Origin of the sequence: Chryseobacterium sp., from assembly GCF_019236175.1 — a bacterium.
Taxonomy (GTDB): Bacteria; Bacteroidota; Bacteroidia; order Flavobacteriales; family Weeksellaceae; genus Chryseobacterium.
Genome location: NZ_JAFAJM010000019.1, coordinates 182,375 through 204,589, shown reverse-complemented (window position 1 = coordinate 204,589; position 22,215 = coordinate 182,375). Strand labels below are relative to the sequence as shown.

General features: G+C 37.1%; 13 protein-coding genes. 9 read left to right on the top strand and 4 right to left on the bottom strand.

The window, feature by feature from the left end; genetic code table 11:
• Positions 1-49 precede the first annotated feature (49 nt).
• Complete coding sequence (locus JO178_RS17045) at positions 50-628, bottom strand: HupE/UreJ family protein (RefSeq protein WP_291938447.1); 579 nt, start codon at positions 626-628, stop codon at positions 50-52.
• A 150-nt stretch (positions 629-778) separates the two neighbouring features.
• Here JO178_RS17045 and JO178_RS17040 point away from each other — a divergent pair, with 150 nt between their 5' ends.
• Together JO178_RS17040 and JO178_RS17035 are read left to right on the top strand one after the other, a co-directional pair.
• Positions 779-4,009 (top strand): S8/S53 family peptidase, encoded by a 3,231-nt coding sequence (locus JO178_RS17040; protein WP_291938444.1) that lies wholly within the window; start codon positions 779-781, stop codon positions 4,007-4,009.
• An 80-nt stretch (positions 4,010-4,089) separates the two neighbouring features.
• Positions 4,090-4,605: a DUF6702 family protein gene (locus JO178_RS17035; protein WP_291938442.1), complete on the top strand. Its 516-nt coding sequence runs from the start codon at positions 4,090-4,092 to the stop codon at positions 4,603-4,605.
• A gap of 38 nt (positions 4,606-4,643) precedes the next feature.
• Here JO178_RS17035 and JO178_RS17030 read toward each other — a convergent pair whose 3' ends face one another.
• On the bottom strand, positions 4,644-5,237 hold the full coding sequence (locus JO178_RS17030) for an ACP phosphodiesterase (RefSeq protein WP_291938440.1): 594 nt from the start codon (positions 5,235-5,237) through the stop codon (positions 4,644-4,646).
• 164 nt (positions 5,238-5,401) lie between these two features.
• Entirely contained in the window at positions 5,402-6,751 is a 1,350-nt protein-coding gene (gene radA / locus JO178_RS17025) for a DNA repair protein RadA (protein WP_291938438.1), read from the bottom strand.
• A 144-nt stretch (positions 6,752-6,895) separates the two neighbouring features.
• Here radA and JO178_RS17020 point away from each other — a divergent pair, with 144 nt between their 5' ends.
• The 4 genes from JO178_RS17020 (at position 6,896) to yidC (ending at position 13,086) form a co-directional block, all read left to right on the top strand.
• Positions 6,896-7,465 carry a YceI family protein gene (locus JO178_RS17020; protein ID WP_291938436.1) on the top strand — a complete coding sequence of 190 codons (570 nt, stop codon included), beginning with the start codon at positions 6,896-6,898 and terminating at the stop codon, positions 7,463-7,465.
• Positions 7,466-7,629: 164 nt separating this feature from the next.
• The gene (locus JO178_RS17015; protein WP_291938434.1) at positions 7,630-9,270 is read left to right on the top strand and encodes a right-handed parallel beta-helix repeat-containing protein; all 1,641 of its coding nucleotides are present in this window, start codon (positions 7,630-7,632) and stop codon (positions 9,268-9,270) included.
• Between the two features lie 208 nt (positions 9,271-9,478).
• Positions 9,479-11,086, top strand: a complete 1,608-nt coding sequence (locus JO178_RS17010) for a CTP synthase (protein ID WP_291938432.1) — start codon at positions 9,479-9,481, stop codon at positions 11,084-11,086.
• A gap of 203 nt (positions 11,087-11,289) precedes the next feature.
• Positions 11,290-13,086 (top strand): membrane protein insertase YidC, encoded by a 1,797-nt coding sequence (gene yidC, locus JO178_RS17005; RefSeq protein ID WP_291938430.1) that lies wholly within the window; start codon positions 11,290-11,292, stop codon positions 13,084-13,086.
• Positions 13,087-13,158: 72 nt separating this feature from the next.
• Here the strand turns inward: yidC and JO178_RS17000 are convergent, their stop codons facing one another.
• Positions 13,159-13,743: a ribonuclease HII gene (locus JO178_RS17000; RefSeq protein ID WP_291938427.1), complete on the bottom strand. Its 585-nt coding sequence runs from the start codon at positions 13,741-13,743 to the stop codon at positions 13,159-13,161.
• A gap of 543 nt (positions 13,744-14,286) precedes the next feature.
• Here JO178_RS17000 and JO178_RS16995 point away from each other — a divergent pair.
• The 3 genes from JO178_RS16995 (at position 14,287) to JO178_RS16985 (ending at position 22,209) form a co-directional block, all read left to right on the top strand.
• Positions 14,287-17,319, top strand: coding sequence for a SusC/RagA family TonB-linked outer membrane protein (locus tag JO178_RS16995; RefSeq protein ID WP_291938426.1), 3,033 nt, complete (start codon positions 14,287-14,289; stop codon positions 17,317-17,319).
• Positions 17,320-17,333: 14 nt separating this feature from the next.
• The gene (locus tag JO178_RS16990; protein WP_291938424.1) at positions 17,334-18,782 is read left to right on the top strand and encodes a SusD/RagB family nutrient-binding outer membrane lipoprotein; all 1,449 of its coding nucleotides are present in this window, start codon (positions 17,334-17,336) and stop codon (positions 18,780-18,782) included.
• A gap of 373 nt (positions 18,783-19,155) precedes the next feature.
• Entirely contained in the window at positions 19,156-22,209 is a 3,054-nt protein-coding gene (locus JO178_RS16985) for a SusC/RagA family TonB-linked outer membrane protein (protein ID WP_291938422.1), read from the top strand.
• The last annotated feature ends 6 nt before the right edge of the window (positions 22,210-22,215 follow it).

The following is a 22,215-nucleotide window of genomic DNA, read 5'->3' as shown; positions in this document are numbered from 1 at the left end:
ATCATCAAAGATAGTAATAAGCTGTTGAAATAATCAAAATATTTCCGCATTAAAAAGGGATTCTTTCCAAAGTCATTTTCAGAGATAAAGCGAATACCCCGGAAGAGACAAAAAGAATCCAGTCTTTTTTGTTCACTTTAAAAATATTGAGCAGCATAAATAAAATAACCAGGATTGCAAAAACAATGACAATCTGCCCCAGTTCAAGCCCTATATTGAACCCCAGAAGAGGAATGGCTATTCCCTGGCTTTTAGCAATCATCACCCTGGCTGTATTGGCGAATCCCATGCCATGAACAAGACCGAAGATGAGTGCGAGATAATAATTGGCCCGCATCAGGGTCTGTTTCTGATTTTTCATAATGATATTATCCAGAGAAGTCAGAACAATAGTCAGTGGAATCAAAAATTCAACCCAGTCTGAAGGGACTCTGAAAACATCCAGAATGCTTAAAGCTAACGTAATAGAATGTCCGATTGTAAAGGCGGTCACCAGAATCAGAATCTTTTTCCAGTCACTATAAGAATAGACTGCAATCAATGCTAAGACAAACAGCTGATGATCAAGGGCGTCCAGAGAAATGATATGTTCCCAGCCAAGGTGTAAATAAAATAGAAAATCCTGCATTTGGAATATGAGTTTTTAAATTTAGAATATTATGTTAAATAGAAATTTATTTTGATTATTATTGGTATTTTATGATTTTTAATTATTAATACTTTATATAAAAGGTTTTTAAAATAAAAATTGTATAATTGTAGGATCAAAAAAATGAAAATGGATATTAAAAAATTACTTCCTGCAAAAGTAAACATTTCGTATGGAGGAGCGAAGCTTCTCAGAAATGCTACTGCTGCTTTTTTAGGTTTGTACTCTTATGCTTTTTACGGGCAGGTACAAAAGTTGGATTCTCGTTTTGATACTTTGTTGAAAAATAAAGAAAATCTGGCGAAAGGAAACGTTGTGAGAGATTTGGAACGTGCAGATATGAAACTGGATCAGCATCTGGTGGTGACTTCAAAAGGAGCTCAAACGATGTATTCATGTATTATTTATACAAAAGAACCGGAAAAATTAAAAGCTGACGGATTCCTGGTTCAGAGCCAGCTTCCTACTTTTTCTACAGCTTTGGTAAGTCTTGAAGATATTGAAAAACTGATGAATCTTCCTTATGTAACTTCCGTAATGGCACCTACATTTGATGAAGCTCATAATGATGTAAGCAGAGCCCAGTCCGGCGCAAGTCTTTTGCAGGATGGGGTTTTCAATAATACGGCTTATAACGGAACCGGAGTTCTGGTAGGGATTTTTGATACCGGTATCGATTGGAAACATCCTGATTTTAGAAAAGCAAGTGACCAGACCAAAAGCAGAATTGTTTCAATTTGGGATCAGACGCTTACAGCACAAGGCACAGAGACTGCGCCTGCAGGATTTACAACAGGAGTAGAATATACCAGAGCCCAGATTGAAGATGAGCTGGATGGTACGCCGGCAGGTTTTGTGCGTGAAAATGATAGTAACGGACATGGAACCCACGTTTCCGGTACCGCTGCAGGAAACGGAGCTGCATTCGCAGATAAAAGACATAAAGGATTTTCTTCTGAAGCGGATATTGTGTTTGTAAAAGGAGGAAACGGATCTTTCCCGACAACCAATACCATCAATGCATTAACTTATTTTAAAAATGTAGCCACTGCTCTCAATAAACCCATCGTTGTCAATATGAGTATCGGTGGACAGGCGAGTGCTCATGACGGTACCTCTTCTCATGAAGTGGCCGTGAATGATTTTACTGCATCAGGCCCGGGAAGGGTAGTCGTAATTTCCGCAGGAAATGATTATGGAGCCAATCTTCACCGAAAAGTTACCATAGATCCGAATGCTACACAATCTTATACATTTACGGTGGGAAGTAATACTTCAGCAGCATCTGTATTTTCATTTATTATGTATGCTAATGATAATTCTCCGGTAACCGCTAAATTAACTGCCCCTGACGGACAGCAGTATACGCAGAATATAAGCACAACTACCGCTCACAGTATATTAGGTGGTGGTTTTACTGCCTCTATGTATAATTACTGGGGGAATGATAATAATAAACGCTACGTCCAGCTGGTGATAAGCAGAGTTTCAGGATCTACGGTCAATAGCCAGGGAACTTATACTTTAGATATTACCAATAACGGAACACAGCAGATCACCTCTCATGGATGGCTTTACAGCCAGGGAGTAACCACTACTTTGCAAAACGGAGATAATGAATATATCGTAGGAAGTCCGGGGAATGCATCCAGTGCCATTACAGTGGCTTCTTATATGGGAAGAGCAAGCTGGTATACAACAGCAGGAGGGTATTATACCTTAACTCCGCAGGAATCCATTTCTTCGTTCAGTGCTCAGGGACCTCGCGTGGATGGCTTTCAGAAACCGGATATTGCAGGCTCAGGCCAGAATGTTATATCTTCAAGGTCTTCTGATTCTGCTCCGGGAGCTTCGGATATTATTTTCGGGACCAATTATTATGTGAAAAACCAGGGAACAAGTATGTCTTCGCCAGGGGTAGCAGGAGCCGTTGGTTTACTGCTTCAGGCTAATCCCGCTTTAACGGCGGCACAGGTGAAGTCCCGTCTTACCGGGAATGCGAGACAGGATGGGGCCACCGGAATTGTTCCCAATACAAGATGGGGCTACGGAAAACTGGATATTTATAAGGCTGTTACCGATGAATTAGGATGTGTAAAATCCAATTTTGAAGTGGTGACTTATGATGAGCCTTATATTATCGCCAATACAGAAAATAATACTTATTTTGATAATACAGCTTTAGCTGTCCGATATACCCCGACATTAACAGGAAAGCTGGGTGGTTTCTCGTTTACAACAGGAACATCTACAATTCCTAGTGATATGGCCGTTGATATTCAGATCAGAAAAGTAAATGCCAATGGTGATCCGGGAGATATTATTGCGACTAAAACAGTAAATTCCTGGGTAAACGATATTCAGAGATTCAGCTGGAATTATATTGATTTATCTGCTTTAAATGTTCAGGTTGCTACAGGGAAAGATTTTTATATCGTGATCAATGGCCTTGGTGGAAGGGTAGCCGTGAAAAATGAAGCAATTGCCGTAAGCGGACGCAGTAAAACATCAACAGACGGTACCAACTGGAATACCAGAACTTTTGATCTTAAAATGAGAGCTACAGTGTATGAAAATGTAGCGGAAGTTAAAAATCTGGCTACGGCTAATCAGACGAAAACAGCTGCCGTGGCTTCAGGATATAATTATTTTACCAATAACTGTCAGTTTATTGCAAGGGTAGAAAAAGAAACCGCAAGTACTGTAACAGGAAATGTGACCTCAAAAGTATGGGTAGATAATGCTCAGCCCAACTATGTGGCGAGAAGATTTGAAATTAACCCGGCAACAGATGCCGCTTTAGCGACAGGAAAAGTGACCTTGTATTTTAAACAGGCTGATTTTGATGCTTATAATCTAACCAATGCTACGAAATTGCCTACTTCTCCTGCTGATGTTGCCAACAAAGCGAATCTTATCATTGAAAAATATACAGGAACAAGCGCAGGAAATGTAGGAACAACAGCTTCTTTCGGTGGTGCGGCAACAGTGATTGCTCCTAATATTGCCGATATTGTATGGAATGATACATATCAGTATTGGGAAGTGAGTTTCCAGACTACAGGTTTCGGCGGATATTTTGTTAAAACAACATCTGCTTTAGGTACCGCAGATGTTAAGCTTAATTCGGAGGTGAATGTTACTCCTAATCCGGCTAAAGATTATGTAAATATTATTTTAGGAAGATATTCTAAAGCTGCAGTGGCAATTTATGATGCTTCAGGAAAATTAATTAAAACAGCCAATGTAGAAACCAATTCAAATAAAATTGATGTTTCAGGCCTTGTAAAAGGAATATATCTGTTTACAATTACATTGAATGACAATACAAAAATCACGAAAAAAATCGTTAAAGAATAACCTTAATTAACCTTATCAAAAGAGAGCAGCAGTTTTTATAATTGCTGCTTTTTTTATATTTGTTTAAAATTATAAAAGTAATGTTGGGTAGATTTTTGTTTGGACTGTTCTTGTCAATGACGGTTATCTTTCAGAGTTTTGCAAGAGCTGAAGCTGTTCATCCTTATCATGTAGGATCTGTGGAGATCAATTATAATGCAAAGTCAAAAACATTTGAAGTAACCGGAAGGTTTTTTCTGGATGATATGGAGGATGGTTTAAGTAAAAAATACGGCAGTACTTTTCATTTTAATGATGCGAAATACAAAACTCAGCTCAGTGAAGCTCTGCAGAAGTATTGTCAGGAATATTTTAAACTAAAATCAGATAATAAATTTTTAAAAGTCAATTATATAGGTTACGAAGAAGATCATGAATCCGTGAATATCTTTCTGGAATCAGAGCCGGTTGCCCATCCTAAAAAAGTGGAAGCAGCCGTAAGTTTCCTTTATAATTTATTTGATGATCAGATCAATATTGTCCATATAATCGTGGGCGGAGAAAGGAAAAGTGAAAAACTGACCTATCCTAACCGTTATTTATACAAACAATTTTAATAAAAAGCAGCTATAGTTCCATAGCTGCTTTTTTATTGTTATTTTTCTAACTGTAGTAATGCGTTGATTCCTTTCACATGAGCGGTCAGATCAGGAAAAAAATCATCATAACATTGTTGAAGCCGTTCTTTGTTTTTTAAAAAAGCTTCAAAAACAGGAATGTCTTTATCCAGATATCGGGCTTTATTAAGAACATTCTGAATACTGAATTTTATCCCCCAGTCTTCACGATAGTTGTACAACCAGTCATCCTGTTCCATTTTGACCAGCATTTTTTTGAAATGCTCGGGAAGCCATTTTTCATTTTCATGCAATACCCTGTATACCCGCAATGAATGAGATTTCCATCCGGTTAAAGAATTCAGGGAAAGATCATTGGCAACAAAATAATCCATAGAAACATCTACAAATGCTCCGGCGTATAATCTTACAAGAGGAGCAAATGCCTTTTTGGCCTCATGAATGGCAGGATGAGAATCTGTAAAAGTATCTATGGCCCTGTGCAGTGTAATCCCGTCCTGAATATTTTTCGGAAAAGAAAAACGATCCCTGTTCCGGATAAAATCTTCAAGAAATTGTCCTACAATCTGCCCGTCAGTAAAAGTCAGAAAAGAATGAGCCAGATAATTCATAAATTAAAGGTATGAATTAAAAATATTAAAAGATAAAAGATGTTTCCGGTATTTCAATATTTTTCGGGGTATCAATAGGAGCGGGCTAAAGCCCGCTCCACGATATATTATTTATCCGTTGGCTTTGGCCAATTTTTTTTAAGCCGGAAATTTATATTCGGCAATTAAAAAAGCCTTTCATGGAAATCTTCCACTTTACTGACTTCTTCAATCTTGATTCCAAATTTTCTTTTCGGAATTTTATTGAGGTTTGAAACAAATATTTTTTCATATCCTAATTTTTCAGCCTCTGAAATTCTCTGCTCAATTTGTGCTACCGGACGAATTTCACCACTTAAGCCAATTTCACCTGCAAAGCAGTAATGTTCGGAGATCGCAATATCTTCATTGGAAGAAAGAATGGAAGCTACTACTGCCAGATCCAATGCGGGATCATCCGTTTTAATACCTCCGGTGATATTCAGGAAAACATCTTTGGCACCTAGCTGAAAACCTGCTCTCTTTTCAAGTACAGCCAGAAGCATGTTTAGTCTTTTAGAGTCAAATCCCGTAGAACTTCTTTGCGGAGTCCCATACACGGCTGTACTCACCAATGCCTGAATTTCCAATAGCATTGGCCTGTTGCCTTCCAGTGTAACGGCAACGGAATTTCCGGAAAGCTCTTCAAATTTCTTTGTGATCAGAATTTCAGACGGGTTTCTGATTTCTTTCAATCCCTGAGAAATCATTTCGTAAATCCCGATTTCCGAGGTGGAACCAAAACGGTTTTTATTGGCTCTTAAAAGTCTGAAAAGATGATTCCGGTCGCCGTCAAAATTTAAAACAACATCTACCATGTGTTCAAGAACTTTTGGTCCTGCAATCTGACCGTCTTTGGTGATATGCCCTACCAGAAATACAGGAGTACTGGTTTCTTTGGCGTATTTTATAATTTCATTGGAACATTCTCTGATCTGGGAAACGGTTCCCGGAGAACTTTCGATCAATTGGGACTGAAGCGTCTGAATAGAATCGATGATCATAAAATCCGGTTCCAGTTTTTTGGCCTCATGAAGAATTTTTTCTAATGAGGTTTCCGTAAACAGAAAACAGTTCGGATTTTGTATATCGGTAAGCCTGTCGGCTCTCATTTTAATTTGAGAGGCACTTTCTTCCCCGGAAACATAGAAGATTTTTTTCTTCATTTTTAAAGCAAGCTGCAACAGCAGGGTAGATTTTCCTATTCCCGGTTCCCCTCCGATCAGGGTAACAGAGCCTAGTACAATACCGCCGCCCAATACACGGTTCAGTTCTTCCGAAGGCGTTTTTATTCTGGGTTCTTCACTCGTCTCAACTTCAATGATGTTGATGACATGCTGCTTGGATTTTGAAAATGGAGGTGTTTTATGAGAAGGTTTTTCTACAATTTCCTCTACTAAAGTATTCCATTGACCGCAATTTTTGCATTGTCCCATCCATTGTGAATATTGGGAGCCGCAGTTTTGACAGAAATATGCTGTTTTCAGTTTTGCCATACTGCGAAGTTATAAAAAAAATGAATTTTTCTTCGGTGGTTTTCTACGGGATTTATGTTTTAAAAATAATATCCATTAAATTCAGGGATATCTTTTATATCTTAGCTTTATTAAATTAAAATATTAATGTAAAATATAATTACAATGAAAAAAGTACTTTTATCTTTCGTGTTCGCATTATTCAGTATCCTAAGTTTTGCACAGGGAACATGGGCTGTAGATCCTATGCACTCTTCCGTGAATTTTACGATTAAACATATGGGGATCAGTTTTGTTCAGGGAAGATTTGACAAGTTTGACGGTAAAGTAGAGACAAAAGGAGCAAATCTGGAGGGCGCTGTTTTTAATATGACCGTATTTTCCGAAACCATTAATACGGGAGTAGACATGAGAGACAAACACCTGAGAAGTGATGAGTTTTTCGGATCCGGCAAATATCCTGAAATTTTACTGGAAGGAAATGTCCTCACCAAAGATAAAAACGGTAATTATACCTTAAAAGCAAGATTAACGATCAAAGATGTACAGAAGGATATCAGCATTCCGGTAACATTTGGCGGAATTACCAAAAATAAAAACGGAAAAGAAGTGATGGGAGTTCAGGCAAAATTTGCGATCAACCGTCTGGATTATGATATTAAATATGATCCTACCGGTGCAGGGGTTGCAAAAGATGTTGAAATCAATACCTACTTCGAATTGGTAAAACAATAATGGTCAGAAAATAGTTTAAAGGCTTCCGGTTCACCGGAAGCCTTTTTCATGCATACATCATTTATATGCCTTTTGTAAAAAACACGTCAGGTTTTGGCGCTGTCAGTGAATATTTTTGTTTCAGATTCTTTCGGGAATCAATTGTAACCATTTAAAAACAAAATATGATTTACACAGAAGCTTTTTTTGCACAGGGAAGTACTTTTCCTAATGATGATGAGGTAAACCTGATAGACAGTTACACCTTTGAACCGGTAATTTATAAAAAGACAAATACAGGAGTGCCTGCTACAGGCAACGGAGATGGCGCGGTTTACCGTAAAAAAGGAAATGACTTTTATAAAAGACAATGGACGGGATATGTCAATGTTCTGTGGTGGGGTATTCAGGGTCTTTCTGATCAGTTGACAGCAGAGCGCCTCAACACAATTTTGCAGCTGGGTTATGATACCTTCTTTGGAAAAATTTCTCTTGAGATTTCAGGGGCGCTTTTTCTTCAGTCTAATCAAAGGCTATTATCCGATCAGTGTAAAATAAAACAGAATAAAAAGAATACTGAGATTTTTAATTGTACCGCAAAAAAGAATATATCGATAAAAGGATTTTTTCTGGAAGGTTTAAAAACCGATTATGATTATGATCTGGCGTCCAGTTCTAAAGCCGTTGGAATTTATTGTTATGGAGCTCAGAATATCAGGATCGAGAAAAACCTGTTTAAAAATTTCACCTATGCCGGAGTCTCAGGTTTAAGAAATATGGTTGATCTTACGTTTAAACAGAACCGTGTTGAAAATGAGTTTACGGAAGACTGGGCGAAAATAGGGCTGGGAAAAAAAGACAATGCCGGAATCGCGGTCGGAGGAAAAAATATAAATGTCGTTCAGAATTATTTTAAAAATTCATCACAAGGGCTCATCATTGCTGAAAATTCAGCGTTTGTAACCATTTCCGATAATGATATCGAAAATACGATCCTGGAACACGGAATGTATCTGGATGCCGGCATATCAAATATGACGGTACTGGGAAACAGAGTCCGCAATACAAAGGGGATTGGAATTAAATTACAGAATTATGATCAGGAGGATTATCCGAATTATGTCTGCCATAATATTGTGATTTCGAATAATATTGTAGACAATGCGGGAACTGTGATCGATGAGGCGCTTGTTGGAACACTTGATCCTAAAAAGGATTATATTCCGGCAGCAGGAGACGGGATTCTTATTAATAATACCAATAAAGAAGCACCTTACCAACTTATTGCCAGAAATGTGGTGGTCACTGGAAATGTAGTGAGAAATGCAAAGCAGCACGGAATTAACATCAGACATGTTGAGGGCGGGGTGATTTCCAATAATGTAATCAATGATATTGGGAATGTGGGATTATATGTTTCTCATGCTAAAGGGGTAGATGTTTCCCATAACAATGTTCAGACATCCGGAGAAAACGGGATTTTGATTGAATCCAATAATAATCTTCTGAACGTATCCTTTAATATTGTTGAAAATCCGGGTACTAAAAATGCAGCAAATGAAGGACGGTTAGCAGGGATTAAGCTGGTGGAAGGAAATAATAATGAAATCGCCATCAGACATAATAAAATAAGAGGAAACGGAATGATGACCTGGGGAATTTTCTCAGAAGGAGGAGCAGGCCAGTCTACTCAGGAAATTGAGAATAATGTCATCCTGAATTCAAAGTATAGTGACTGTAGGTTTATTAATGGAACAACGGCATTGAGAATGCTGAGGAATAATTATAAAAATATTGAGAATTCACCGGGAGAACAGCCATGGTAGAATGCTGCTAAAAATAACACATACGAAAAAGAGCGTGTTTCTGTGAGGAAATGCTCTCTTTTTGTATCAGTATACAAAGTGACAGCATGTGAAAAAAAATAAAATTTATCCAGGTTTTATGGTTGTTTGATGCCTGTTTTCTTATTTTCAAAATCTAAAAGATTGCTTTGTATTTCTTTTTCCCATAACTTTGCACAAACCTAATCTAATGAGTAAAAAGAATACAAAGTACATCTTTGTGACAGGAGGTGTAACTTCATCTTTGGGAAAAGGAATCGTGTCTGCTTCTCTGGGACTATTGCTAAAATCACGCGGTTTTAACGTAACGATCCAAAAACTTGATCCTTATATCAATATCGACCCGGGAACATTGAATCCTTATGAACACGGAGAGTGTTATGTGACTGAAGATGGTGCGGAGACGGATCTGGATTTAGGCCACTATGAGCGTTACCTTGATGCTCCCACATCCCAAAACAACAACGTTACTACAGGGAAAATTTACCAGACTGTAATTGAGAAAGAAAGAAAAGGAGATTTCCTTGGAAAAACAGTTCAGGTAATTCCTCATATCACTAACGAAATTAAGCGCAGAATTAAAATCCTTTCCAAGCAGGACTACGATATCATTATTACTGAGATCGGAGGTACTGTAGGAGATATTGAATCTTTACCATACATTGAAACTGTTCGTCAGTTGAAATGGGAATTAGGAGAGAGCAATTCTATGGTGATTCACCTGACATTATTGCCTTACCTGGCTTCCAGTGGAGAATTAAAAACAAAGCCATCTCAGCATTCCGTTCGTCAGTTGATGGAAAGCGGAATTATGGCAGATGTCTTAGTCTGCAGAACAGAACATAAAATTCCTAAAGATCAGAGAGCAAAACTGGCTCAGTTCTGTAACGTTCCTTTGGATAACGTTATTGAATGTAAAGACCTTGAAACGATCTATGAAGTTCCTATGTATCTTCAGAAACAGAACTTTGATGATGTTGTATTGAAAGAACTGGATCTGAAAAGTGATAAGACAGCCGATCTTAAAGACTGGAAAAGCTTCCTGAAGAAATTCCAGAATCCTAAGAAAACCGTTGAAATTGCATTGGTTGGAAAATATGTTTCCCTTCAGGATTCATATATTTCAATTGCTGAGGCATTCAAACATGCAGGAGCTGATCTTGAAACGGAAGTAAAAGTAAGATGGGTATACAGTGGCGATATCTCGGAAGATAATATCAAAGATGTTCTGAAAGGTGTGAACGGTATCCTTGTGGCTCCTGGTTTCGGAGACAGAGGAATCGAAGGAAAAGTGCTTACCGCAAAATATGCCAGAGAAAATAAAATTCCAATGCTGGGAATCTGCTTAGGAATGCAGATCATGACGATTGAATTTGCAAGAAATGTGTTAGGACATACAAAAGCGAATTCAATGGAATTTGATACAGCAACTCCGGATCCTGTCATCTCATTAATGGAAGAACAGAAAAATGTAGTAGATAAAGGAGGTACAATGCGTCTTGGAGCATGGAAATGTTCATTGAAAAACGGATCCAGATTATTTGATATCTATGGAAACAAAAATATTTCCGAAAGACACCGTCACCGTTATGAGTTTAACAGTGACTATCTTCAGGAATTTGAAAAGAACGGTTTCCTCGCTACAGGAACTAATCCTGAAACAGGATTGGTGGAAGCACTGGAACTTCCTGATCATCCGTTCTATGTAGGGGTTCAGTATCACCCGGAATATAAGAGTACGGTAGCTACACCGCACCCGTTATTCAGGGCTTTCATTAAAGCTTGCGAAAAGAAATAAGGTAAATATTTATCATAAACGTCTACATATAAACTCAGGCTGATTATTCTCAGCTTGAGTTTATTATATAGTAACATGGTAAAGCATAGAGTTTTGATAAAAAAATAGTATTTTTGTCAGCTCAAATTTGCTACAGATTTATCAGTTTTCTTATAGCCCTGTAGCAAATTATAAATAGGAATTTTAATTATAATAAAAATAAAATGCAACAAAACAACGGAATCGATAAGAAGCAAATGATTAGTTTTGCGGTTTTATGCCTGGTTCTCTTCGGTTTTATGTTCTATTTCCAGAACAAGCAGGCGAAGGAAGAGCAGTTAAAAGCTCAGCAGCAGAAAACTGAACAGGCAAAAAATCCTGTAAAACAAACTCAGGCAAGCAATATCAATCCAAATGTAACTCCTAATGCGATCCAGACAGCCAGTCTTGGAAACAATGAATTGAAATTGGAATTTTCCAGCTTAGGAGGTCAGGTTTCTAAAGTAGAGCTTTTAAAGTATAAAGCGTATGACCATAAAACGGATAATGCAGATCAGCCTCTTTATCTGATCAATAAAAATAATTCCAACTATGGATTCCAGTTTAAGGATAAAACAGGAAAAGTAGTCAATACTAAAGATTTAGTTTTTGCACCTTCAGTAAACGGAAATGCCGTAACATTAACAGCTGATTATAACGGTGCTGTCATTCAGTTTATTTATACTCTGCTGCCAAAGTATACCCTGGATTTTAAAGTGAGAACTCAGGGCCTTTCTAAAATTACTTCTGATAATAAAGCGGATTTTATCTGGGACTATAATGTAAGAAACCTTGAAAAAGGGAGAGCTCAGGAACAGTCTCACTCAGAGTTTTCTTATGCATTTGATAATTATAAAAAATATGATTACGATGGAAGAACAACGATGAATGAAGAGAAAGAAACGCTGAACTGGATCGGGGTGAAACAACAGTTCTTCTCTTCTGTCATTGAAGCTAAGAACGGATTTACACAAAGTAAAGGAAATCAGGAATCTGTAGAAGAAGGAGAATATCTGAAAAAATTCAATTATGAAGGTTTTGTTCAGATGACAGGAAGCGAGCTAAACCAGGATTTTACATGGTATTTTATGCCGTTAGATCTTCCGTTGCTGAAATCATATAATAAAAACTTTGATGAAATTCTTCCTTTAGGATGGTCATTTATCGGAGCCATGAACCGTTGGTTCTTTATTCCTATGTATAACTTTATTGCATCTTGGGGATTAACTGCAGGTTGGGCTATTTTCTTACTGACTATTATCGTGAAACTGATTCTTTCTCCCATTATGTACAAGCAGCATAAGCTTAGTGCCATGATGAAAGTAATCCGTCCGGAAATCGATGAGGTGAATGCAAAACTGAAAGATGCTGACCCTATGAAAAAGCAGCAGGCTACGATGGAGGTTTACAGGAAAGCCGGTGTGAATCAGATGGCGGGGTGTTTACCGGCATTGGTTCAGATCCCGATTTTCTATGCACTCTTCCGTTTCTTCCCGAATTTTATTGATTTAAGAGGAAAAGGATTCTGGTTTGCAAAAGATCTGACCGCTTATGACGATTTGATCAAATTACCCTTTAAGGTTCCTTTCCTGGGAGATCACCTGAGTATTTTTGCATTAGCATGTACGGTGGTTATTTTAATTTATACGATCATGACTTCAGGTAATATGCAGCAGCCTCAACAAGAGGGAATGCCCAACATGAAAGTATTAATGTATATTTTCCCGGTTACCTTCCTGTTCTTCTTGAATACATCAGCATCTGGTCTTTCGTGGTATTATTTTGTATCCAATGCGATCAACATTCTGATTATCCTTGTGATTAAGTATGTGATTCTTGACGAAAAGAAAATCCATGCTCAGATTCAGGCGAATAAAGAGAAGCCGAAAGCAGAAGGGAAATTCCAGAAGAGAATGAGAGAAATGATGGAGAAAGCTCAGGAGCAACAAAAAGTACAGGAGCAGAAAGGCAGAAAGAAATAATCTGTTTATATAACATAAAAAAATAAGCTATCCATATCGGGTAGCTTATTTTTTTGTTCAGTCACAGCGTTTCTAATCATATTTCAGTCTGAAAGACTGCCTGTGGTATTTTGTAGGACCATGCTTGATCAGCGCTTCCTGATGTTTTTTAGTGGCGTATCCGAAATTGGTATCCCAGCCGTATTCCGGGTGTTCTTCATGCAGTTCGATCATTAAACGATCTCTGTAGTTTTTGGCCAGAATTGAAGCGGCAGCAATAGATAAAACTTTGGAGTCTCCTTTAATGATGCATTGGTGGGGAATATAATTATAAGGATGAAATTTATTACCATCTACCAGGATAAGTTCAGGCGTAATGGTAAGTTTGTCCAGTGCACGATGCATAGCGTGAATACTGGCATTAAGGATGTTGTGTTCATCAATGAATGCGGGAGATAATTCTGCAATAGCATAATTTTTTACATTGTCTTTAATGTAATCATCCAGCTCCATTCTCGTCTTGAAGTTGAGTTTTTTTGAATCATTGACCAGGCTCTGCTTAAAATGATCATCTAAAATTACGGCTGCTGCAACTACGGGCCCACTTAAACAGCCTCTTCCCACTTCATCACACCCTGCTTCGATGTAGATATCTGTCCATTTTTGTAATAACTCCATTTTTTTAAGGGATATAAAGAGGTGTAAAATTAGTAAACATATGGAGCGGGGCAAAATTTTTAGCCTATAAAAATACTCTAATTTGAGACCGTGTTTTAATGATGTAACAAATATTCTTTCATTATTCTAAACCATTTGCAATACTATGTTTTTTTTATTGTCTTTCATGATGTTTTTGTTGCTGTTTGCCACTAATCTGTAAGTTTTTGTTGAAAAAAATAATATATGCTAGGCATCGTATTTTAGGCTGATTGTTTATATTTTTCTTTTTAGTGTGATTTATTGTGTTGTTATTCAAATGATTATAGGGTATTTAGTTAAATTTAATATAGATTTTTTCAATTTTTATTATTGTTATTATTTCTTAAAAAAAAATAATCTTTAAATGTTTTGTTTTTGTTAAATATTGCTATTTTAACTTAATTTAATACTTTTTTTATCGTTTTAATTTATAAATATTGAATATATGACATTTTTTTTACTTTTTTCTTTGTGTTATTAAGAAAGTTTTACAAATTTGTAGCAATACAAAATTAATTTGATATGAAGAAACTAACAACAGGTCTTCTTGTTTTAGTATTAACTTCATCTGTAGCTGTTGCTAATGCACAACAGAAGAAGGATACACTTAAAACAAAGGAGATCGAAGGTGTAGTAGTAACTGCACTTGGTATTAAAAGAGAGAAAAAATCTTTAGGATACTCTACTCAAAGCGTTGATGCTAACGACTTAACGAAGTCACCAACGAACAACTTTACAAGCAATTTATCAGGAAAGGTATCGGGTTTACAAGTAAAAGCAGCTTCCAATTTCGGAGGCTCTGTTGACATTGTATTAAGAGGTTATAAATCCATTGCAGGTAATAATCAGCCATTATTCGTTATCGATGGTGTGCCAATGATTAATGCCAATAACAATACTTCAGCTCAATCATTACAGGGAAGACCAGGGTATGACTTTGGAAACACCATTTCAGATATTAACCCTAATGATATTGAAGATTTGAACGTACTAAAAGGAGCTGCGGCTACTGCCTTATACGGTTCAAGAGCGCAGAATGGAGCTATTATTATTACGACTAAGAAAGGTAAAAAAGGTAAAAATATCGGGATTGAACTGAACTCATCCATTAGTATTTCTGCAATCAATAAAGAGACTTTCCCAACTTACCAAAAGAAATACGGACAGGGATATGGCTATTATTACGGGCCTAATGAAGATTCTCAGTTTGAGGAATATAATGGCGGACCAATGGCTCCTACAGCACAGGATGCATCCTATGGTGCTGCTTTTGATCCTAATTTACTGGTGTATCAGTATGGAGCTTTCATTCCGGGTTCTTCTACTTTCGGTAGAGCAACGCCGTGGGTGGCTGCAAAGAATGATCCGTCAAGATTCTTCCAGAAAGGAACTAATTATAATAACGGAGTCTCTTTCTCAAAAGGCGGTGATACCGGATCTTTCAGATTGTCATTCAACAATCAGAATGGTTCTGATATTATGCCTAATACATATCTGAATAAAAATACCATTACGGGTAATGCTTCCTATAAACTCATGGATAATTTAAACGCAACTATTGGTGCGACTTATGTTACTCAAAATGTAAGAGGGAGAAACTCAACCGGTTATAGCGGAAACTTGATTTCAGGATTCAGACAATGGTGGCCGGTAAACGTTGATGTAAAAGATCAGCAGTATTTTTATTCCAATTCCAGAAATAACTATACCTGGAATATTCCGTCAGCAGATAATCTGACACCGGCATATTGGAATAACCCTTATTTCCAGGTATATGAAAATGCCGTTTTTGATACAAGAGAAAGATTTGCCGGAAACTTCTCATTAAGCTATGATGTTACTAAAAACTTAAACTTATTGGCTAGAGTAGGTACAGATGGCTTCTCACAAAGAATGGAGGACAAAAAGGCAGTAGGATCTGTACCTGAATTAATGGGATTCGGATTAACATCTATTGAGCAGCCTTCAGGTTTTGCTGTAATGCAGATTAAACAAAGAGAAACCAACTACGATTTCATTGCTAATTATAAAAAAGATTTCGATAACGAATTAAATTTAAGTGCGTTAATCGGGACCAACTTAAACGTTATCAATTTCTACAGTAACTCTCAGTCTACTTCAGGTGGTCTGTATGTGCCTGGATTATACACGGTTTCCAATTCACTATCTACACCACCAAGAGCCCTTACGATTGATACAACTAAAAAAATTGCCGGTGTTTTTGCGCAGGCAAGTTTAGGATATCAGGGAACCTATTATGTTGAAGGTACCGTAAGAAGAGATCAGTCTTCAGCTTTACCTGTGAATAACAACGTATATTGGTATTATTCCGGTTCAGCGAGTATTGTTTTCTCTAACTGGAGTTTCTTAAAAGGAGGTGTAATGAACTTTGGTAAGTTCAGAGCATCTTATGCGGAGGTAGGAAGTGATACGGCTGCAGATCAATTGAGAAATCAATATCTGACCTCCACTTCATTCGGTGATCTGCCAATGATTTATTACAATACCTCTGAGAAAAATGCAGATTTAAAACCACAAAGATCAAAACAGACAGAATTAGGTTTGAATGCCCAATTCTTTAAAAACAGAATCGGTTTTGATGTGGCTTGGTTTAGAAATGACGCCTTTGATCAAATTTTAGCGCTGCCTGTTTCTTATGCTAACGGGGTGGCAACAAAGGTTCAGAATGCCGGTAACCTACGTACAGACGGTTTCGAAGTTTCATTGAATATCGTTCCTATTAAATCTGAGAATTTTAAATGGGAAATGAACGCCAACTGGTCTAACCCTAGAACTAAGGTGACCAGAATTGCTCCGGGAAATGAAAATATTACATTAGGGTCATTCCAGGGTGGGGTTACTATTAATGCAAGTTTGAATGATTTGTACGGAACCATCAAAGGAACGGACTTTGTGTATACCAACGGGCAGAAAACAGTGGGAGCGAACGGAAAATACTTAAAAACTTCAAGTACTGATAATGTTATCGGTAACATGCAGGCAGACTGGTTTGGAGGATTAATCAATAAATTTACGTACAAAGATTTCCAATTGTCATTCCAGATCGACTGGAGAAAAGGAGGAGATATATTCTCACTTGACCAGTATTATGGTTTATCAAGTGGTTTATATCCGGAAACTGCAGGACTTAATGATTTAGGAAACCCTGTCAGAAACCTGATCAGCCAGGGTGGAGGTCTTATTATGCCTGGTGTAAAAGCTGACGGATCTATCAATACGACAAGAATATCAGCTTCTGATTCAGGAGCTTTCGGGTACTTAAATGCACCTGCTTCTGCGTTTGTTTACGATGCAAGTTTTGTTAAATTAAGAGAAGTTGCCATATCATATAGTATTCCTTCAAAGTATCTGGCTAACACGTTCTTTAAAGGACTTACTTTCAGTGCTATTGGTAATAACCTGTGGATTATTCATAAAAACTTACCTTATGCTGATCCTGAAGCTGCTTTAAGTTCAGGTAACGTACAGGGATATCAGGCGGGAGTAATGCCAACGACAAGAGTCTTCTCTTTCAGTATTAAAGCTAACTTTTAAAACTTGAATTTAAAATGAAAAAAATATGTAAATATATAGGATTATTATCCATCGGTGTAGCTGCTTTATCATGTAGTAATTTTGAAGAATTAAATACAGATCCAAACAGTGCATATACAACAAGACCGGAAGCCTTATTATCTTATTCACAAAAGGAATTGTCGGATTATTTAAACACCCCTAGTGTTAATGAAAATAATTTTAGATTAACGATGCAGTATTGGCAGGAAGTTACTTATGTGGATGAAAGTAATTATGATTTTGTAACCAGAAATATCGCGAACAGTGTATGGCTGGATTTATATGTAAATACCCTGCAAAATTTAGTAAAAGCGAAAAGTATTATCAATGCTTATGTTCCTACTGCCAGTGAGCAGAGTACATGGCCGGCAACGAAAAAGAACCAGTTGGCCATCCTGGATATTCAGCAAGTTTTTGTCTATCAGACCTTAGTGGATACTTTTGGAGATGTCCCGTATACAGCCTCTAATAATATTGATGAAAATCCGCTTCCCAAATATGATAAAGGAGCTGACATCTATGCTGATCTTATTACTAGATTAAAAGCAGATTTAGCAGTGATTGATCCGAATGGCGGAACTTTTGCCAGCGGAGACTTATTCTATAACGGAGACCTTGCCAAGTGGAAAGTATTTGGGAATTCACTGCTTTTAAAATTAGCAATCGGTATTGCTGATTATAATCCTGCTTTGGCTCAGTCTACAGCAACAACAGCGGTTAGCTCAGGAGTAATGACCAGCGCAGGAGATAATTGTGCATTTTCATATTTGAGTGCTTCTCCGAATTACAACCCGCTATTTGAGAACTTAGTGGCCAGTAACAGAAATGACTTTGTGGCAGGAAAAACACTCGTAGATTATATGAACGCATCTTCTGACCCTAGAAGAGCCAATTATTTTGATAATAATGTAACACCTTATAAAGGAGGTACCATAGGAAGACCTTCAGGTTTTGCTGCTAACAGCCATATCGGTAAATTCGCCTATACTGAAACGACTCAGGGAGTGATTATGAACTACACAGAAGTAGCATTTTACCTTGCTGAAGCTTCTGCTCGTTGGGGAGTTGGTATCGGAGCAACTGCAGCTTATAACAACGCTGTGAATGCATCTTTAACAGAATGGGGTGTTTCTACAGCTGATGCAGCCGTTTATTTGGCAGCTCACCCTTATAATGCAGCCAACTGGAAACAGTCTATTGGTGAACAGGCTTGGGTAGCCATGTTTAACCAGGGAACAACGGGATGGAATTTCTACAGAAGACTAGATTATCCTGTATTGCTGGCTCCTCCTACAGCTGTTTCTCAGGCAGAAGGAAAAGTACCGGTAAGATTACAGTACCCAATCAGAGAAACAACAACAAATCCAACCAACTATGCAGCCGCAGCTGCTTCAATAGGAGGAGACAAGTTGACTACAAAACTTTTCTGGGACAAAAACTAACACACATTTTAATCACATTCATATGAGACCGCCTTCGGGCGGTTTTTTTAGTATATGGGCCGTCATTCTTCTTTTCTTTGCCTGAAATTAGTCAGAATTGATTTGACTTTTTTATATGGTTTTGTTATTTTATATCTTTTTTACAAGTGATTTTATGCTACACCATTAGTAATATTAATTCAATACTTTGTTTTTGTTGAAAAAATCAATAAATGTGATTTTTATTAATTTTTTTCAATTGTTTTTGTGTTTTATTTTAACCTTTTGTTATTTAAAATCTTCTTTTATTGTTTATTTTGTAATTTTTTAATTTTTTTACTTTGACTTGTTAATTAGGATTAACAAATTTGTCCGAATATTAAATTATTTGGATATGAGGAAATTATACACCAGTGTCTTGATTGTTGCACTCTCTTCATCCTCTTTAGCTGTTAAAGGGCAACAGAAGAAAGATACTATAAAAGCTAAAGAAATTGAAGGGGTGGTGGTGACCGGGGCACTGGGAATCAAAAAGAAACAGGATGCTATTACTGGAAGCACAGCAATTATAAGAACTGAAGAGCTTACTAAGGCAGGCAATCCAAATGCTGTTCAGGCACTAACAGGTAAAGTGTCTGGTCTTCAAATTAATGTGCCCAACAGTTCGGTGAGCGGACAAGCTACCATTAATTTGCGAGGACAAAGGTCTTTGACAGGGGATAATGGAGCCTTGATCGTAATTGACGGAGCACCCTCCAGTGCAGCGATTTTTCAACAACTTCCTCCGGATATTATCGAGAGTGTCAATGTCTACAAAGGACAGCAAGGATCTGCACTCTATGGAGAAAGAGGAGCTAATGGAGTGATCATTGTTACCACAAAAAGAGGAAGTAAATCTGAAAAAGTACAGTTTACTCTTACTTCCAATATTGATGCTTCGTTTGTGTACAAACTTCCTATCATTCAGGATAAATATGGTCAGGGAAATCCAGGAGAAATATTTCATCCGGGACCTTCTCAATTAGGAGGTACTTATTGGGTTCCTTATGAAAATGAATCCTGGGGACCATCCTATTCAGATATGGCCATTGGTGGTAAACCAATGATTAAAGGTACTCCTGATGCCAATGGAAATTTTGTAAAAGGGAACTTTGCATACAGAAAGAATCATTTGAAAGATTTTTTTAAAACAGGTTTCTTGTATCAAAATGGTTTGACAATGAATATCGGAGGAAGTGATGCCTATGCATTTTTATCAATCAACAGAACTCAGAATGACTTTGTTGTTGATAAAGACAGACTAAACCGGAATAATATATTGTTTAAAGCCGGAAAAAAATTAGGGAAACTAAGAGTTGATGGTACTTTTAATATGATTGATCAGCAAACAAATGAGACAGATTCAAACTTATATTATCGATTGATTCAGACTCCGTCAAATATAGACCTAAGAGCATTTTCAAAACCGAATGCAGAGTATTATTTTACTCCTTTTGCAACTAATCCGTACTGGACTATTGATAATAGCAGATACAATAATAAAAGTACGACTTTTAATGGAATTTTAAGTGCCGAATATTCTTTTAATGATCATATCAGTGTTTCTTATCTAGGGAATATTTTAAGTATTTCGGGATTAGGGGAGAGTTATAATAACGGCTGGAAGTTCTCGGATAAAAAATTTGTCAATACAGGAACTGATTATGATGGAACATCTTTGCCGGACTATGGACTTACCAATATTGAATCCAATTACTATAAAAGTGTGAGCAGGATATTCAATTATTATGGGGATTTAATGTTAAACTTTAATTATAAGCTTACAGATAATTTGAATATGAAATTAAATGTAGGAAATAACATGAGAGATGATTACTATACGGTAGCAACTGTAGGAGGGAAAAATCTTCAGATTCCAGGATTTTATCATATTAATAATGTATTGAATCCGGATTCATTCTCCCTGCTTCAAAATACACAATCACGTAAAAGAAGTATCGCGGGATTTGCTAACCTTGATTTAGCATTTAAGGATTATTTATTTTTAAATTCAACATTTCGGGTTGAGAAGAGTTCTGTGGTAGCAACACGTCCTACATATACAAATGATTTGAAAATTAAGGCTTATCCGTATTATTCAGTAGGGCTTTCTTTTGTACCTACAAAAGTTTTTGATTTTCTGAAGAATAGTATTTTAAATTACGCCAAGATCACGGCTTCTTATACAAAAGTAGGAAGTACGGCTGCTATCGGTCCTTATGCAACAGACGAAGTAACCGGCTTAATTCCTTCTGGATTTCCGATGACTTATTCTTCTTATTTAATTAATAGAAACCCTACCAACCCCGATATTAAACCTGAATTCACCAGTACTAAAGAAGCTTCATTGCAATTAGGCTTTTTTAAAGACAGAATTACTTTTGAAGCAGCTGTCTTCAAATCAGGTGTCACAGATTTGATTACGGACTATTCTACTTCAAGTCCTTCTGGGATTTCATTTTTGAGAGATAACCTGGGGAATGCTACTAATAAAGGATTTGAATTAGACCTAGGACTTACGCCAATCCGGACAAAAGATTTTGAATGGAATATCAGGGGATCATACAGTACATATACTTCAGAAGTCACTGATCTTAAAAACGGGGTTGATGAAATTCCTTTGTTGTCATATACCAATCCTAATGTAGGAATCTATATTAAAAAGGGAGAACAATATCCATTGATTAAGGGGACTAAGTATCAGAGAGATGATCAGGGAAGAATTATAGTTGGAGCGAATGGAATGCCTTTGGCAACTTCAGGATTTGAAATATTGGGTAAAGTCACTCCTGATTATATTGTGGGGTTCAGTACCTCTATCCGTTACAAAGGATTCAGGCTTTCGGGTACAGCAGATTACAGAACAGGGAATAGCTTTGTGTCTATGATAAAAAGGATATTGGCATTTACAGGTGCGTTAGAGCAATCTGCTGACTTTGACAGAAGCAAAGGCTATGTGGTTCCCAACTCAGTCCAGAATGTAGGGACAGCGACAAATCCTAATTATGTTAAAAATAATACGCCTGCTTTAGGGGCAAATTATTCTTCGGCAAGAGCTTATTTTAATGTTAATGGTAACTTCAATGCAGTAGGTGAGGAATTCGTTATCGACGGAACAGCATTTAAAATACGGGAAATTGCTTTAAGCTATACCCTCCCAAAATCTGTTTTAGAATCTACTTTTATCAATGGACTAACCTTTGGCGTATATGCCAGAAACCCTTTTGCATGGTATGCAAAAAGCAACAGGAATTTTGCAGACCCTGAAACATCAAGTAACAGTGGAGATATAAATCAACGTCCGGGGCAGGCTCTTACATCCGGAAATATCAATGCTAACGGAATAGCATTTACAGGACAATATCCTTCTATCAGAACTTTTGGGATCAGCATGAGTGCAACCTTTTAATTATCA

Coding starts and splice junctions, on each gene's coding strand:
- JO178_RS17045 (WP_291938447.1), bottom strand. CDS start 628: ATGCAGGATTTTCTATTTTATTTACACCTTGGCTGGGAACATATCATT.
- JO178_RS17040 (WP_291938444.1), top strand. CDS start 779: ATGGATATTAAAAAATTACTTCCTGCAAAAGTAAACATTTCGTATGGA.
- JO178_RS17035 (WP_291938442.1), top strand. CDS start 4,090: ATGTTGGGTAGATTTTTGTTTGGACTGTTCTTGTCAATGACGGTTATC.
- JO178_RS17030 (WP_291938440.1), bottom strand. CDS start 5,237: ATGAATTATCTGGCTCATTCTTTTCTGACTTTTACTGACGGGCAGATT.
- radA (WP_291938438.1), bottom strand. CDS start 6,751: ATGGCAAAACTGAAAACAGCATATTTCTGTCAAAACTGCGGCTCCCAA.
- JO178_RS17020 (WP_291938436.1), top strand. CDS start 6,896: ATGAAAAAAGTACTTTTATCTTTCGTGTTCGCATTATTCAGTATCCTA.
- JO178_RS17015 (WP_291938434.1), top strand. CDS start 7,630: ATGATTTACACAGAAGCTTTTTTTGCACAGGGAAGTACTTTTCCTAAT.
- JO178_RS17010 (WP_291938432.1), top strand. CDS start 9,479: ATGAGTAAAAAGAATACAAAGTACATCTTTGTGACAGGAGGTGTAACT.
- yidC (WP_291938430.1), top strand. CDS start 11,290: ATGCAACAAAACAACGGAATCGATAAGAAGCAAATGATTAGTTTTGCG.
- JO178_RS17000 (WP_291938427.1), bottom strand. CDS start 13,743: ATGGAGTTATTACAAAAATGGACAGATATCTACATCGAAGCAGGGTGT.
- JO178_RS16995 (WP_291938426.1), top strand. CDS start 14,287: ATGAAGAAACTAACAACAGGTCTTCTTGTTTTAGTATTAACTTCATCT.
- JO178_RS16990 (WP_291938424.1), top strand. CDS start 17,334: ATGAAAAAAATATGTAAATATATAGGATTATTATCCATCGGTGTAGCT.
- JO178_RS16985 (WP_291938422.1), top strand. CDS start 19,156: ATGAGGAAATTATACACCAGTGTCTTGATTGTTGCACTCTCTTCATCC.